Here is a 16,382-nt window from a genome sequence, read left to right as displayed (position 1 = left end):
ATCTTTGTCTCAATTAAAAATACATAATGGCTGAATCTCAAAATAAAAACCTTCCCGTTTATGCTCTTTTTCTTGCAATTATTGTAAAATTATATTTTTTGCTTACCCATCATATTCAGGAAGACGCTTTTATTACCTGGAGAGTGGCGCAAAACCTTATGGATTATGGAGTTATAGGGTTTAATGGTGCAACTAAGATCTCGGCCTCTACGACTCATCTATATGTTTTTGTATCCTATTTTTTCAATCTTATTTTCGGGAAAGAAAACTTTATAGAGCCATTACTTATTTTTAATACCGTATTGTTTACAGTAGGAAGCTTGTTTCTTTCTCATCTGCTTTTTAAAAATCCTTGGCATAAAGCCATCTTTATTTTTCTTTTTGGGATTCTTCCGTCTTCTATAAAGATTTCTATTTTAGGAATGGAATATGGAATTCTGTTCTTTTTAGAAATGGCTTTGCTGTATTATGGCTTTAAAAAAGAGAAAAAATGGGCTTTATTCATTTTACCGGCCCTAATTTTATTCACAAGAATAGATTCTGCTATTTTCTTAGGAATTGTTTTTCTGGTCGATACTTTTTGGAACCGTAAGATAAAATGGAGCTATGTTTTAGGAGGAATTTTAGGAATCAGTATCGCATTGGCTTTTAACTGGTTTTATTTCGGAGAGCTGATCAACAATACTATTGTAGCTAAGAAGTTGCGCTATGACAATAATTTTACTTTTCAACAAACCTGGGATTACTTCAGGCTAAACTATGGTAACTTTTGGGGAATGCTTAAATTACCCGGAGATTTCAATCCTTTTACCATTGTTGTAGCTGCTTTTGAAATTGTATGTTTCATCTTTATCATAAGACAGAAAGAACAGACACAAAGAAATAAATTCTTGTGGATGATTTTCATTTTTGCCTGGATGAAACAAATTATTTTTCTTTCTCAGAAAAGTCTGTTCGATTGGTACTATTGGGTTCCCCAGATTCTGCTTTTTGTTCCGGTTTTCATATTTGTATTGGAGCAGAAACAAAAAAGAAACCTTTGGCTGAGTGCCCTTATTGTTTTTTATATCCTTCCAATGTTAGCTTTTCAGACTGTACATTCTATTGCAACAGGAAACGGAGAATGGAACTACAGAAGATCGATTGGACTTTATCTGGATTTATATGAAAAAGATAAAAAACAATGGATTTTGCTTGAGCCTGCCGGTTATATCCCTTACTTCTCCGGACTAAAAACAATTGATGAAGTAGGGTTGGTTGATAAGCAGATTCAGGAAGAAATTAAGAAAGATAAAACGAATTACTGGATCAATACCGTAAAGAAAAGAAAACCTAAATACTTGCTTTCTTATAAAGATCTGTTTACCGAAAAAGATGCTGATTATTATAAAACACATTATAGGCTTTTAAAGGAATTCAGGATTAAAGATCATTTAAACAGCCAGAATAAAATTCTTGAAAAAATTTATCATTTAAAACCGTCCGGAACAGATTATAATTTATATGAAAAAATTAAATAATATAATCTCCGACTTAACAAATTAACAGTTTAACGAATTAAATAATCATGAAATACTGTGCTTTTCTCCGCGGAGTCAATGTAAAAGGAACCAATATGAAAATGGCAGAAGTTTGCCAAGTGTTTAAAGATGCCGGAATGAACGATGTGGCTTCTATTTTGGCTTCCGGGAATATTGTTTTTTCATCAGATAAAAAAGCCGATGAATTAAAGAAAATTCTGGAAAAAGCAATGTCTGATCATTTTTCTTATGAAGCTTATTTATTCATCAAAACCCAGGAAGAAATAGAAAGCTTCTGGAACGGAAACCCTTTTGGAAAAGATGAAAATCTTCATTCCTATACTTTTGTCGGAAACGATGGTGTTGAAAAAGTTCTGATGCAGGAATTTGAAAATGCCGCAAAAGCAGACGATGAAGATGCTAAAATTGTAAATAATATCTTTTACTGGCAGGTTCCGAAAGGTAATACTTTAGATTCTACTTTTGGAAAGATTTTAGGAAAGAAAAGTTTGAAAGATCAGTTTACCAGCAGAAATATTAATACTTTTGAAAAGATTTTAAAGAAATTTTAATGCTAGCAGGTCTTATTTTCTTTTTGATGATGTTTGCCTTCGCAAACTTATTTTACTTTGTTTTTTCAAAAGCGTCAAATATATTAGAGCGTTTCGCAGCTTGTTTCGTGGGAGCTTTAGGAATTGCATTTATCGTTTCTCTTGCCACAGATTTTGATATGCTGAAAATAAATTTAATCAAATTTTCAGGCTATTATTTATTACTTTATCTGGTGCATTTATTTATAATTGAAGTTATTAAATTAAACAAATATTCTATTTATGTGATTTCTTTTTCGGCAATGGCTTTTTTTGTAACAATTTTTTATGATACGGTTATACAATCATTTATTCAGTATTTTTGAAATAAATTTTGTAATTGATGAGAATAAAAAATGTTCTATAATATATTGTGCTAACTAAGCTAGGATCCAAAAGACTAAAACTATTGTCATCATAGTCCGTTAAAGCTTTCAAATAATTTCCGATTCTGAAACTTTCTCAGTATTTTTACTGAACTTTTTAATAAAAAATAAAATGATTCAGTATTTAGATAATATTCATCACAAAGATTCAAAAAACTTTTTCCTTATTGCCGGTCCTTGTATTATTGAAGGCGAAGATATGGCACTTAAAATTGCTGAAAAAGTGGTAGAATTGACTAATAAATATAATATTCCCTACATTTTTAAAGGAAGTTTCAAAAAAGCCAACAGAAGTAGAGTAGATTCTTTTACAACGATTGGCGAAGAAAAATCTTTGGAAATTCTTAAAAAAGTTGGAGAAACGTTCAATATTCCAACGACAACAGATATTCACGAGAACGAGCATGCTGCTTTGGCAGCTCAATATGTAGATGTTCTGCAGATCCCGGCTTTTTTGGTTCGTCAGACTGATCTTTTGGTGGCTGCAGCAAAAACAGGAAAATGTGTGAGCCTGAAAAAAGGGCAATTCCTTTCTCCGGAATCTATGAAATTTGCGGTTCAGAAAGTGACAGACTCTGATAATCCTAGAGTTGCGATCATTGAAAGAGGAAATTCTTTCGGATATACAGATCTGATCGTAGATTACAGAGGAATTCCTACCATGAGAGAATATGCTCCGGTTATTCTGGATGTTACGCATTCTTTACAACAGCCTAATCAAAGTTCAGGGGTTACCGGAGGAAGACCGGATCTTATCGAAACCATTGCAAAAGCAGGAATTGCAGTAGGTGCAGACGGAATTTTCATAGAAACCCATCCAACACCGGAAACCGCTTTATCTGATGGAGCCAATATGTTAAGACTTGATTTATTAGAAGATTTATTACAAAAACTGACAAGAATTAGAGAATCCATTTTGTAATTGTCAAAAAAATATTAATTTTAGAAATTCTAAAACATTTCTTTTGAAAAAACTAGTTTTACCATTGAGCTTAGTGGCTCCTCTATTTGTATTTTCTCAGGCCAAGAAAAAAGACACAACAACTAGAGTTACCAATATTGAAGAAGTCGTTTTCCAGAGGCAGACAGGAAAAACAACCGACCTTTCCGCTGTAAAAATATCAGCAAAAGACGCTCAGAATGTGGCGAGTATTTCAGGAGGGATTGAAGGGATTCTTAAAACCCTACCTTCCGTAAACTCCAATACAGAGCTTTCTTCCCAATATATGGTGCGTGGTGGAAACTATGATGAAAACCTTATCTACATTAATGATATTGAAATTTACCGTCCTTTTCTGATCAGAAATTCTCAGCAGGAAGGGATGAGTATTATTAATCCGGATATGGTTTCCACGGTTAATTTCTCAGCAGGAGGTTTTGAGGCGAGATATGGAGATAAAATGTCTTCTGCCTTGAACATCTATTACAGAGAACCCAAAAAGCTTGAGCTTTCAGGAGAAGCCAGTCTTATCGGAGGAAGATTGACAGCAGGTTTAGCTTCAAAGAATAAAAAACTGACCGCTTTATTTTCAGGAAGGTACAGAAATACCAATCTGGTATTGAATACTTTAAATGAAGATACAGATTTTAATCCTAGTTACTGGGACTTTCAGTCTTATATCAACTATCATATCAGCGATAAATTTTCACTTTCATTCATAGGATACTATTCTAAAAATGATTACGAAATGATTCCTAAGGCAAAAAGTGTAACCTTCGGGAGTCTTCAGCAGCCTATTACCGTAAACATTGGATATGCTGGAAGAGAAGAGGACATGTATAAAAATATGATGGGAACGTTCTCTATGAACTACAAACCATCGGATAAATGGAGGTTTACCTTAGATACCTTTTCTTATCAGAACAGGGAAAAAGAATATTATACGATACACTCTCAATACGAACTTCAGACTTTTGACCCATCAACGGGAGCTCCTGTTGTTTCCTATGATGTAGGAGGTCAGATTGAAAACGCAAGAAATGATCTTTTTGTAAGAACCTATGGAACCCAATTCCGGGCAAAATTTTCACCGAATGTAAATTCTGATTTTGAAATTGGGTTTAAATATGAAAAAGAAAATCTGAAAGACCTTACCAGTGAATGGAAGCTGGTGGATTCCGCAGGATACAGTATTCCAAGACCTGCTAATATTCTTAACCCAAGAATGAATGAAGGTGATCTTGAGCTGTTTTACAGTATAGCAGGAAGAAATCATATTGAGCCGACAAGATTGTCTGCTTATGCACAGTATTCTCAGAAATTCTATTGGGGAAGCAGTAAGGTATTTGTAAATGTAGGAGCAAGAGTGGCCAATTGGAGCTTTAATAAAGAAACTATTTTTTCTCCAAGATTCCAGTTTGCCATAAAACCTGACTGGGATTCCGATATGTTGTTCAAAGTCAATGGAGGGATTTATTACCAGTCTCCTTTTTATAAAGAAATTAAAGACTTAGACGGTAATTTTAATGCTGATATAAAATCTCAGCGTTCCATACAACTTGTATTGGCAAATGATTACGAATTTGAGATGTATGACCGGCCATTTAAGCTGACTACAGAACTTTATTATAAGAAAATGGATAACCTTATCCCTTATTATATGGATAATGTCAGAATCCGTTATTCAGGTCAGAACAATGCTTCGGGCTATGCATACGGAATTGATACCAGATTATATGGTGAATTTGTTCCCGGTATAGACTCTTGGCTGTCTGCAAGTTATGCAAGAGCTTATGAAAACATTGACGGCAGAGGAAATATTCCGAGACCTACAGATCAAAGGCTGAGATTTGCGATGTTCTACCAGGATTATATGCCGAAATTTCCTTCCATGCGTGTAAATCTTACTTTGGTCTATGCAATGGGATTGCCAAACGGAGCTCCGGTATTTACGGATCCTTATCAATATCAGAATACACTTCCTTCCTATAAAAGGGTAGATCTTGGACTTTCTAAAGTATTTATCGATAGAAAAGACAATAAAAAAACATACGGTTTCTGGAGTAATTTCGAAGAGTTGACATTGGGTGTTCAGGTTTTCAATGCCTTTAATATTAACAATACGGTTGCCAATCAATGGATTACGGATTATAATTCCAACCTGATGTATCCGGTTCCGGTGCGTCTTACAGGAAGGTTCTTTAATGTTAAATTAGAATTTAAATTATAAATTAAAAGCTTCTGATAATTCAGAAGCTTTTTTCTTTTCTGAATTTTATAACAACTATACAAAATTCTATAACCTTTATGTTGAAGATATTTTTAACTTTGTCTCAATGAAAAAATTTCTGGCAATATTGTTTTCTGTTTTCTACTTCGGCTTTTCTTCCGGGGCAGTTTTCAGTGTACATTATTGTATGAAGGAGTTGGCTTCTATAAGTCAAAAGGTTGATGATATCTGCAGTAAATGTGGAGTTAAAACCAAAAAAGACTGTTGCAAAACCGAAATCAAAGTAGTAAAAGTTGACGATTCCCAAAAATCAGATTTTCTTAAAATTGATTTCTTAAAGCAGATGCCGGAAGTTCAACATCATGAATTTTTCTTTCCGGATCGATCTTTTTCGGTAACAAAATTTACTCAGATTCAAATCAATGCACCACCGGAAAACCGGTCGGTTCCTATCTATATCAGTCATTGTAATTTTAGAATTTAGAATTCGTCAGTCGTTTGATACTCTTATCATGATGAACGACATGATCTGTCGCATAATGCGATTACAATTCTATCCTTAAAAAATTAATTCTAAAATTTAATACAATGAAAAAATATATCATTACAGCAGCATTATCTTTATTCTCAATCGTTTCCCTTTCGGCACAATCTAAAAAAGACGCTCAGGTTTCCAAGCTTTACCAGAATTATATTGCTATAAAATCAGCGTTGGCTTCGGATGATGCAGACAAGACCTCAAAAGCGGCTTCAGAATTCATTAAAACAGCTTCAGCAATTGATTACAAACAGGTTTCTGAAGGAAATCTGAATATCCTTAGAAAAGATGCTACTGCTATTTCTGAAGCAAGAAATATAAACACTCAAAGAGAAACTTTCTTCAATCTTTCTGATAATATGATTGCTCTTACCAAAGAGTTTAAGTTATCTGAGAATCCTATCTATGTTCAATATTGCCCTATGGCAGACGGAAGCTGGCTGAGCGATGAAAAGAAAATCATGAATCCTTACTACGGAAGCTCTATGCTGTCTTGTGGAAGTGTAAAGTCAGAGATTAAATAATTGATCTATTTTACTTAAAAAATAATAAGTTGTATAGTTTTATTTAGAATTGACTTTAATTTCTAAAATAACTATACAGCTTTTGTAAAAGTTCGAAATATTATGAAAAAGCTGATATTATTTCTGATGCTTTTGTTCTCTGTTTTCTCTTTTTCACAAACTACAAAGACTTATTATACGTGTCCGATGCATCCTGAAGTGGTGTCTTCAAAACCGGGAGACTGCCCGAAATGCGGAATGACACTGGTAAAAAAAACAGTTGTGGTAAAGCCGAAAGTTGTTACAAAACCACAGGTTAAGTCTTTGCCTAAAACAGAAAGAAAGCCAACGGAAATTAAAAATAAAGCGAAAGCAAAAGTTGAGAATAAAGCTGATGTTAAAAAGGTAAAAAAAGCTGATAAAGTAAATATCGCAAAGCCTATTCAGAATAAAGCTTTACCACAGCCAAAGATTCAAGCTCAACCTAAATCTGAATCTCAGTCTCAAAAATATACCTGTCCAATGCATCCGGAAGTGATTTCCGAAAAGTCAGGAAAATGCCCGAAATGCGGAATGGATCTGGTTGAACTTGAAAATCATTCTCAAGCAGAATCTGAGATTAAAAACGCTGTTTTAAAAAGAAATTCAGAAAATGGAAAAGTAAGTTTTGGAGGAAGAACTGTGCGTTATGACCTCTATGTAAAAGATACGGTTGTCAATTTTACAGGAAAAAATCGAAGAGCTATTGCCGTGAACGGAAAACTGCAGGCACCGACACTGTATTTTACAGAAGGGGATACAGCAGAAATTTATCTTCACAATATGCTGAAAGAAAATACAGGATTTCATTGGCATGGAGTGATTTTACCCAACGAACATGACGGAGTTCCTTATTTGACCACCAAGCCTGTAGAGCCGGGAGAAACACATTTGTATAAGTTTAAAATTTCTCAAAACGGAACCTATTGGTATCACTCTCATGAAAGTCTGCAAGAACAGATCGGAATGAATGGAATTCTGGTTTTTCAAAAAAGAGAAGGAGAGCCTAAAACAGAATATACAAAAGAAATTCCGGTCTTATTAGGGGATTGGAGTGATGATAATCCCATGCAGATCGCGAGACGGCTTCATATGGCCAATACAGATTGGTATGCCATCAAGAAAAATGCAGTTCAAAGTTATTGGGAAGCCATAAAATCCGGGAACTTAGGAACCAAGGCTCTGAATGAATGGAAAAGGATGGAGGCGATGGATGTAAGTGATGTGTATTATGATAAATTTCTCATCAACGGACAGCCCAGTTCTGGTTATTCTCACCTAAAAGCTGGAGATAAAGTTCGGTTGAGAGTTGCTAATGGAGGTTCTTCCACTTATTTCTGGCTGAATTATGGAGGCGGGAAAATAAAAGTGGTTGGAAATGATGGGAATGATGTAGTTCCTGTTGAAGTAGACCGCCTGATTGTCGGAGTTTCCGAAACCTATGACATTGAAGTGATGATTCCTGAGAATAAAAGCTTTGAATTTCGTGCGACTTCTGAAGACAGGGTTGGACATGCCTCGCTTTGGTTAGGTTCCGGAGAAAGAATTGAAGCTCCGAATTTACCTAGACTAAAGCTTTTTGAAGGAATGAAAATGATGAACGGAATGATGGAAATGAGCGGGAATATGAAGCCGATGAATATGACGATGAGCAATCAGATGATGGATATGAATGAAGTAATGTATCCGGAGCTTTCCGAAACTCAGAGAAAGATGACCATGAAGCATATGAATGAAATGATGGGAATTAAAACCAAAGAAAAAGAAGGGGAAGACCACTCTGGCCATTCAGGAATGAATATGCAGGAAGAAAAACCGATAAAGAGATTGTCTTATAATATCTTGAAATCCCCTGAAAAAACAATTCTTCCGACAGAAAATGTTCGTGAACTGAAGTTTACCCTGGAAGGGAATATGAACCATTATCTGTGGACATTAGACAATAAAACGGTTACCGAAACAGATAAAATACTGGTTAAAAAAGGAGAAATTCTTAGAATTACGATGTATAATAATTCTATGATGCGCCACCCGATGCACCTTCATGGCCACGATTTCAGGTTAATTAATTCAAAAGGAGAATATTCACCGCTTAAAAATGTAGTGGATATTATGCCGATGGAAACCAATACCATTGAGTTTGTGGCCAATCAGGATGGTGACTGGTTTTTTCACTGCCATATTTTATATCATATGATGGCTGGAATGGGAAGAATTTTCAGTTACGAAAATTCCAAGCCTAATCCGCAGCTTCCGAATACAAAATTAGCATGGAAAAGCTTTTTGAAAGATAACAGAATGATCAGTTCAATGGCTATGTTGGATCTCCAGTCGAATAAAATGCATGCAGAAACAATGACGATGTTCGGACCGAGATGGGCTAACCTTAATGAATTTCATTCTAACTGGGATTTTGATCATTTCGAAGGAAATGTGAAAGTTGGAAGATTCTTAGGGAAATTCCAATGGGCATTACCTTATGCCGGTTTTAGAATTCAGAAGAATCATGAAATCATGGAAAGACAAATGGCGGAAAAAATGGGAATGGATTTTCATGGAAAGAAAAGCTGGTTTGGTCAACAGAAAGCTTCTAAAAATAAAGCAAATTTTATAGTCGGGATGCAATATCTTTTGCCTATGTTGGTGACTGCTGATGCAAGTGTTGATCAAAACGGAAAAGTTTTACTGGAATTGAGTAGGGAAGACATTCCGCTTTCCAGAAGATTAAGAGGGAATTTTAGTTTAAACTCTGATGGAGAATTCACTACAGGATTACGGTATATCTTGCAGAAATGGTTGTCTGTTTCCGGAAACTATGACAATGAAATGGGATGGGGAGCCGGAATTACTTTAACCTATTAATTACAAAGACTGCTTCAATACTTAAGCAGTCTTTTTTATTTATACAGAATATTTTAAAAGCTATATGTGATATTGTTTCCGGTTACAACCATTGAAATTTGAATTCATTATTTTAAATTTTTCAGTTCGTTTAATAACTGATTTTGCTTCTTGATGAAAGTTTCTAAACTATCGGTTTTTAAAGGATGAGCATTCTGATATTTTTCGATTTCGGGCAGTGTTTTTCTGATTTTGAAAGCTGTATATAGATTGTTTATTCTTTCAGAATTTGTAGTAAGTTGGGAAATTAAGGTTTTGACATTTTTTATCTTTACATCATACTTTTCAGCATTCATGTTAATTTGATTTTCAAGCTGATGTTTTAAAAGTGAGTCGGTAATACTATTTGTCTGATAATGTGCATCTCGATAATAATCTTCAGATTTGTCAAGAACAACATTATAATATTCAAGAATTTTTCTTTGATGATCATACGATTTTAGCATTCTATCATCAAGAGTAGATAGTTTTTTATCATTTTTAATAAGTTCAGAATAAATTTTATCAATCATATTATCATCATATCGACTTGAAAATGATCCTTTTATAGAAGAGTCAGTATTGTCGACAGTATTTTCTACAGTTGGTTTATTTTCAAATCTACTTTCACCACAAGAAATGATTAATAAAAAGGTAGAGGTAAGAAGTGCTTTTTTCATGGCTATTATTTTTAAAGTGTCATTCCGACGAAGGAGGAATCTGTTAAATTTTTAAACACGGATTGAGATTCTTCACTTCGCATTGCTCTGTTCATAATGACAAATATACTTTTAATTTGATTTCAAAATTATTGCAAAAAAAAACGGAGTCTGAAAATCAAACTCCGCTAATAAATTCCTGCGTAAAATTATTTACCTAAATAAGATTTTAGAATCTTACTTCTGGTATTGTGTTTCAATCTCTTGATCGCTTTTTCCTTGATCTGACGAACTCTCTCTCTTGTAAGATCGAAAGTCTCACCGATTTCTTCTAAAGTCATCGGGTGTTTTCCGTTCAATCCAAAGTATAATCTTACCAAATCAGCCTCTCTTGGAGTCAAAGTATTCAATGCTCTTTCGATCTCGATTTGTAGAGATTCAAGCATTAGATCTTTATCCGGACTTGGAGATTCTCCAGAACGTAATACGTCATAAAGATTAGAATCTTCACCTTCTACTAAAGGTGCATCCATAGACAAGTGTCTACCGGAGTTTTTCATAGATTCCTTGATATCTTCCTCGCTCATGTCAAGAACTTCAGCCAATTCTTCCGGAGAAGGTGGTCTTTCATTTTCCTGCTCAAGGTGAGCGTATGCTTTGTTAATCTTGTTGATCGATCCGATTTTGTTCAATGGTAATCTTACAATTCTTGACTGTTCAGCCAAAGCCTGTAAAATTGATTGACGAATCCACCAAACCGCGTAAGAGATAAATTTGAAACCTCTTGTTTCATCATACCTTTTTGCCGCTTTCATAAGTCCTAAATTCCCTTCATTAATCAAATCGGGTAAAGAAAGACCCTGATTTTGGTACTGTTTAGAAACCGAAACCACGAAACGAAGGTTGGCTTTGATTAATTTTTCAAGTGCTGCTCTATCGCCTGCACGGATTCTTTGTGCCAATTCTACTTCTTCGTCCGCAGTGATTAGTTCAACTTTACCAATTTCCTGCAAATACTTGTCTAATGAAGCAGTTTCCCTGTTGGTAACCTGCTTAGTGATTTTTAATTGTCTCATCTATTTTTTCCTCAAAAAAGAGTTACTATATATTATACGTATCAAGAGGTAAAAAGGTTACACTTATTTTAATTATTTTTTATTTATTTAAATAATTGTTTGAAATTCATTTGTAAATTATTACCAAATTTTATTTAGGTAAATCATTTTCACAAGCAAAATCATACAAAACTTTACAGAGTGGTAATAAGAAAATTTCGCCCAACCATTGATTTTTACCTTTATTACCAATTACTTGAAGACTTGGCATATAGTAAGGATTAGTATCATCATGTCTTATATCATGGGATACATAATCAGCATGAATTATTTTATTAATAGCTTCTCGTGGTGAATAAAATATGTCTTCATCTATTATTCCCATCATTTCAATCCCGTTAAAAACATTTAAATCCTTTTTACCATTATGTGCTTTTATTGAATCATCAAGTACTCTTGCATTTATAGCTATTTCTAAAATTAATTTTGAAAATTCTTCCTCAAAAAAATATGAATAATCATTAAAAAGCTTGGAGGTCTTAAAGTCTTCAATATAGCCTTGACTATCGTTTAGAATACCCGAAAATCCAGTAAATAAATTAATTAGCCTGAATATATTTTTCTTCAATTCATAATTGTTAATAATATGTCTTTCTTGTTTAGGTAATTTCATAATTTTAAATATTTGTACCTAAATATAATAAAAACATTTACTTGAATAAAAAAAGCGGAACCTGAGTTCCGCTTTATAATGATATATGTTTCCAAATTATTTTAAAAAAGATCATTCAAGAATTTTGCTAATCTTAAACCTCCGTATAGAAGCTGTCTTTCCATTGTATCATTGAATTTATACTGATAATCGTATGCCAATTTTGAATCATTAGGAGTCTGGGCATAGATTTTATTGGCAATCTGGTGAGAATCGTACAACCAGTCTTCCACAGTTCCCGCTTGAATTTTTGCTACTTCATCCTTAGATTTGATATCCAGTAATTTTGAATATTCCGTATAGCTGTATTTTTGAGAATCTACCAATTTTCCGTCCCAAACCGAATGTAAATTTGTTTTTTCTCCAAAATAAGTGACGTTTATTTTATTTCCTCCTAAATCTTCAGCTCTTCCTACGTGTAAAGGCTGTGCCAGATCTCCCATGATATGGATAAGGAAAATTAAAGCAATTTTTCTGTCTTTTTCAGAAGTTTTTTCATCTTTAATCTGGCTTGATAACACTTTTACCTGAGTATATAAACTTGGTCCGGCCTGAGCTTCCAAATTTTTTTCAAAAGCTTTAAGATCTGTCTGTGGATCGATGTTTACATAATGCCAAGCTGAAGCCTGCTTCCATGCACCCGTCGTGTCAGATTTAATAAAGTCCGGCCAGTTTGCCCAATAGGCAAGGCGCTCTCTGCCCATAATTTTTTTAATTTCCCTTCTTGCCTTTCCGGAAAGGTGATTTTCTGCGATTTCTGCAATAATTCTGTGTCCCGTCAATCCCCACGCATATGAATAAAGCGAAGATGCCATGAAAGCTAAAATCAGAATTTTAGAATAAATACTTTTCATTGTAAATAACATTTTCAGGGTGCAAAGATACGGCTCACTTTTCGAAGTAGAATTACATATGAGATAATTCTTGTTGTAAGGGTGTTAATAAAATTTAATCTAAATAAGTGTTTTGTTAATTTATTTCTTATTTGTTTTGGAATAGCAGAAGAAATTTAAACTTAAATTTCGTTGTTTTTTTACCGTATTTTCACGGATATTTATATGGATAATACTTTTAATGGGATTAAATTAGTATTTTTAATATGAAATTATTTGAAAATATTTTTTCAATACTACGAGATATAGTACCTTTACATGCCCAAAATCACAGGAAATACTATGTATGAGAATCATATTGTAGAAATGAATTACAATAAGCTGCAGACAGATTTCAAAGCTGAAGCTGTGGCCGTTAATCTATTAAAATACCATAGAGCTGTAAGTAACATCTTTATTGACCGACTGGGAATTAATGACAGAGCTTACCTTAAGGACATAAAAGGTATTTCAAGTCATTTTTTAGGTTTTGATGAAGAAGTTTTTACCATAGAGACGTATCGGGAAGGCATTTACGATTATCTTCCTGAAGGATTGTTTCATCCGCCTTCATTGGGAGCTTCCAGAAAAAATATAGAAACCGTTGTTAAAGAAATCCGGAAGCAGAAAAGGGTAGAAGAAGATGCAAGAAAGTTTTTCAAACCATTTGAACTGGAGATTTTCTTTACCGAAATCAGTGCACTGCTAAAGGAATTCGATTTTGATATTTCAAGTGATACTGATTCTTTGCTGGATACTATAAGTGAGCTTTGGCCTTTAATTAAGATGCTTGACAAACAAAATGCCTATATCTTCATCTATATTTTACCGTTTTTTCATCAGATCAGAGGGGATAAAAGATGGTTTGAGAGATGTATGACGGCTTTTCTTCAGATTCCGGTAGAAGTCACTTTTGCTCCGAATGTGATAGACAACATAGAGGAGAATGACGATTCGATGCTGCTTGGAAATTCAAGATTGGGAGTTACTTATATCCCGAGCGGAAGTCATATGGACGGACAAAGAAACTGGGTGGTGAATATCGGACCTATTCCTTACTCCGATATGAAAAAGTTCATAGATGGCAGTCCATTTAGAAAAGTTCTTCATACATTATACGATTACTTTTTACCGGTAAGTGTAGATGTAAAAGAGAATTTCATCACAGAAAAGCAGGAATATTCTTTTGCTCTGGAAGATGATGAAAGAAATGCAAACCGCCTTGGTTACTCCACTTTCCTCTAAAATATTTTATTATATTTACAGATACCAACTTCATATATTATTAATTGAAAAAAGACAAATGGAAATCTCTTCAGTAAAAGGTATATTTTTAAGATATATTTTGATGCCTTTGATTGCAGTAATCATGATGATTATTTTGGGAATAATCAGAAGAAATAAGCCTGCCATCAAAATAAAGACCATCATTATCTATGTTCTTCTGTGCAGCTTGTGCATAGCAGTGCCCGGTTTTTTTGGTTTTGCCGGAAATACTTTTAATCCTTACTGGTATCTGATTGCTCAGATTATTTATCTTATTTTAGGGATTATCCATGTTAATCTTTTGGACAGATATTTTAAAAAGCATATTGATTCTTTATCTATGAGTATATTGTTTGAATCGGTGCTTTCTTTAACATGTATTGTATTCGGAGGTTATCTTTTTACCTTAATATTCAGCTGGATGAGCAAGGGAACAGGCTATCCTGTAATGGCTGCGACAAGTGTATTTATCTTCCTCGTTCCATTGGTATTTCATTATTGCTATGTTCAGTTTATCAGCATTCCTGTTGATATTTATAAAACCTGGAGATATTCGCCGGATCAGAAACTTCCGGATTTTGAAGGAGCAGACTTTGACAGATTGATGGTCCTGAATGTAGAATTAAGTAAAAATTTAGAAGAGTCCAATCGTTTCAGAATTAAAGCTAAAACCTTACCGACAGGTGTTACTTTCGGTGATTGGTTCTATAGAGTGGTGGATGATTATAACCACAAAAATCCGGGATCCATCATTCATCTTTCGGATAGTGAACAACAGCCTTACTACTGGATTTTTTACACCAAAAAATCATTTTTTAGTTTTAGAAAATATATCAATTTCGATCAGGATATTTCAGCAAATAGCATTTCAGAAAATGAAGTGGTCATTTGCAAAAGAGTAATTCAGCATGAAGAAGAAGGAATTGCTAAAAAATCATAACACACACAAATTTTAAAAGTATTTAATATGATACAGCCGATTAAACATTTTGCGATCAATTGGGTCGACGGAATGAAAGTTTCCCAGAGACATTTAAATGATCAGGATAATTTCTTAATTGATACCATCAGAGATTCCAATTCATTAGGGATTACCAATTATAATTACGGACTTTTACCTATTCCTAATGAATTTACCGACAAAACGATTTTTGATGTTCATAATACAGCAACAAATGATGTTCAGCTTGTTATAAAGCATTGTAGTGCGGTTACATTAGCCGGATACAGGGTAGAGCTTAATGACAGGAGAGTAAGCGTAAAGTCATTGGCAAAATCAATGAACGAGGAGCAGGCAGACGGAGAATATTATATTTTAATTTCAGTAAATCCTTTTGATAAAGTTCCTTTCGGAGATATTGATCCTGAAGAAATTCCGCCGAGACATCCGAATGCTCAATCCAATTACCATATAGAATTACTTCCGGTAACTTCTCTAAACAGCAGTTATTCAGGAGGAAACTATCTGATTGTAGGGAAGGTTGACTTAAAAGGAAATATTGCCCAGGTAGATTCGAATTTTATTCCGCCTTGTACTTCGGTTCAGAGCCATCCTGCGTTGTTGAACTATTATAATGGTTTTGCAAAATCTATCGGTAATTTACAGCAATATGCCTTTAAAATTATTCAGAAAGCCTCTCATAAAAACCAGAATACAGCATTAGCACAAAATGTTAAATTTTTATGTAATACGATGATAACGACTTTCGCGGATATGTATTTTCAGTTTAGAAATATCACGCCTTGGCAACCGCCGGTATTTCTGATTGAATCTTTTGCAAAACTAGCACTGAATTTATATAACGCTACACAAGTTCTGGTTCCTGCAGAATTGGAAGAAATGCTGAATTATAGCTTAGAATGGAGTGAAATTGCACCTCATACTTTGTTAAATCAATTATCAATTGTTGCAGAAACAAACTATGATCACCACAATTGCGGTGAACCGTTATTGTATATTCAGCAGATGTTGAGAAGTCTGGAAATAATCTTCTCCAAATTAAGCGAACTGGATTATATAGGTCAGCGAAAAGAGAACATTATTGTCAACGAACAGGAAGTTTCTTCCAATACCAATCCGAAAAGAGGTTGGAGTGTTTTGGATTAATTATCATACTATTAATAAAAGTAAATCCCGGACTTATAAATTCGGGATTTTTTATGTAAAATTGTTTTAAGAATATTCAAAAAAA

General features: G+C 34.0%; 14 protein-coding genes. 10 read left to right on the top strand and 4 right to left on the bottom strand.

Annotated elements, in window-relative coordinates:
• Nucleotides 1-26: 26 nt before the first annotated feature.
• The 7 genes from CLV73_RS04780 (at nt 27) to CLV73_RS04745 (ending at nt 9,608) form a co-directional block, all read left to right on the top strand.
• Nucleotides 27-1,520: an LTA synthase family protein gene (locus CLV73_RS04780; protein ID WP_100375719.1), complete on the top strand. Its 1,494-nt coding sequence runs from the start codon at nt 27-29 to the stop codon at nt 1,518-1,520.
• A gap of 47 nt (nt 1,521-1,567) precedes the next feature.
• On the top strand, nt 1,568-2,092 hold the full coding sequence (locus CLV73_RS04775; protein ID WP_100375718.1) for a DUF1697 domain-containing protein: 525 nt from the start codon (nt 1,568-1,570) through the stop codon (nt 2,090-2,092).
• Nucleotides 2,093-2,608: 516 nt separating this feature from the next.
• On the top strand, nt 2,609-3,418 hold the full coding sequence (kdsA, locus tag CLV73_RS04765) for a 3-deoxy-8-phosphooctulonate synthase (RefSeq protein ID WP_100375716.1): 810 nt from the start codon (nt 2,609-2,611) through the stop codon (nt 3,416-3,418).
• Nucleotides 3,419-3,461: 43 nt separating this feature from the next.
• The gene (locus CLV73_RS04760; protein WP_228424230.1) at nt 3,462-5,666 is read left to right on the top strand and encodes a TonB-dependent receptor plug domain-containing protein; all 2,205 of its coding nucleotides are present in this window, start codon (nt 3,462-3,464) and stop codon (nt 5,664-5,666) included.
• Nucleotides 5,667-5,772: 106 nt separating this feature from the next.
• On the top strand, nt 5,773-6,150 hold the full coding sequence (locus tag CLV73_RS04755) for an HYC_CC_PP family protein (RefSeq protein WP_100375715.1): 378 nt from the start codon (nt 5,773-5,775) through the stop codon (nt 6,148-6,150).
• Between the two features lie 104 nt (nt 6,151-6,254).
• Nucleotides 6,255-6,728: a DUF3347 domain-containing protein gene (locus CLV73_RS04750; RefSeq protein ID WP_100375714.1), complete on the top strand. Its 474-nt coding sequence runs from the start codon at nt 6,255-6,257 to the stop codon at nt 6,726-6,728.
• 102 nt (nt 6,729-6,830) lie between these two features.
• A complete protein-coding gene (locus CLV73_RS04745; RefSeq protein ID WP_185116755.1) occupies nt 6,831-9,608 on the top strand; it encodes a multicopper oxidase domain-containing protein in 2,778 nt (925 codons plus the stop codon).
• A 107-nt stretch (nt 9,609-9,715) separates the two neighbouring features.
• Here CLV73_RS04745 and CLV73_RS04740 read toward each other — a convergent pair whose 3' ends face one another.
• The 4 genes from CLV73_RS04740 to CLV73_RS04725 form a co-directional block, all read right to left on the bottom strand.
• Nucleotides 9,716-10,306 (bottom strand): hypothetical protein, encoded by a 591-nt coding sequence (locus CLV73_RS04740; RefSeq protein WP_100375713.1) that lies wholly within the window; start codon nt 10,304-10,306, stop codon nt 9,716-9,718.
• Between the two features lie 188 nt (nt 10,307-10,494).
• Nucleotides 10,495-11,361: a sigma-70 family RNA polymerase sigma factor gene (locus CLV73_RS04735; RefSeq protein ID WP_002979276.1), complete on the bottom strand. Its 867-nt coding sequence runs from the start codon at nt 11,359-11,361 to the stop codon at nt 10,495-10,497.
• 130 nt (nt 11,362-11,491) lie between these two features.
• Nucleotides 11,492-12,013, bottom strand: a complete 522-nt coding sequence (locus CLV73_RS04730) for a hypothetical protein (RefSeq protein WP_100375712.1) — start codon at nt 12,011-12,013, stop codon at nt 11,492-11,494.
• A 101-nt stretch (nt 12,014-12,114) separates the two neighbouring features.
• Nucleotides 12,115-12,906 (bottom strand): S1/P1 nuclease, encoded by a 792-nt coding sequence (locus CLV73_RS04725; RefSeq protein ID WP_100375711.1) that lies wholly within the window; start codon nt 12,904-12,906, stop codon nt 12,115-12,117.
• 297 nt (nt 12,907-13,203) lie between these two features.
• Between CLV73_RS04725 and CLV73_RS04720 the strand changes: the two genes are divergently transcribed.
• Genes CLV73_RS04720 through CLV73_RS04710 form a run of 3 tightly spaced genes read left to right on the top strand, consistent with a single transcriptional unit; the run spans nt 13,204 to nt 16,297 of the window.
• Complete coding sequence (locus CLV73_RS04720; protein ID WP_228424228.1) at nt 13,204-14,169, top strand: type VI secretion system baseplate subunit TssG; 966 nt, start codon at nt 13,204-13,206, stop codon at nt 14,167-14,169.
• A 58-nt stretch (nt 14,170-14,227) separates the two neighbouring features.
• On the top strand, nt 14,228-15,130 hold the full coding sequence (locus CLV73_RS04715; protein ID WP_100376988.1) for a TssN family type VI secretion system protein: 903 nt from the start codon (nt 14,228-14,230) through the stop codon (nt 15,128-15,130).
• Between the two features lie 27 nt (nt 15,131-15,157).
• The gene (locus tag CLV73_RS04710; RefSeq protein WP_100375710.1) at nt 15,158-16,297 is read left to right on the top strand and encodes a hypothetical protein; all 1,140 of its coding nucleotides are present in this window, start codon (nt 15,158-15,160) and stop codon (nt 16,295-16,297) included.
• Nucleotides 16,298-16,382 lie beyond the last annotated feature (85 nt).

This window comes from Chryseobacterium geocarposphaerae (genome assembly GCF_002797535.1).
GTDB lineage: Bacteria > Bacteroidota > Bacteroidia > Flavobacteriales > Weeksellaceae > Chryseobacterium > Chryseobacterium geocarposphaerae.
Note: the sequence above shows the minus strand (reverse complement) of the source record. Positions and strands in the feature narration are given on the sequence as shown.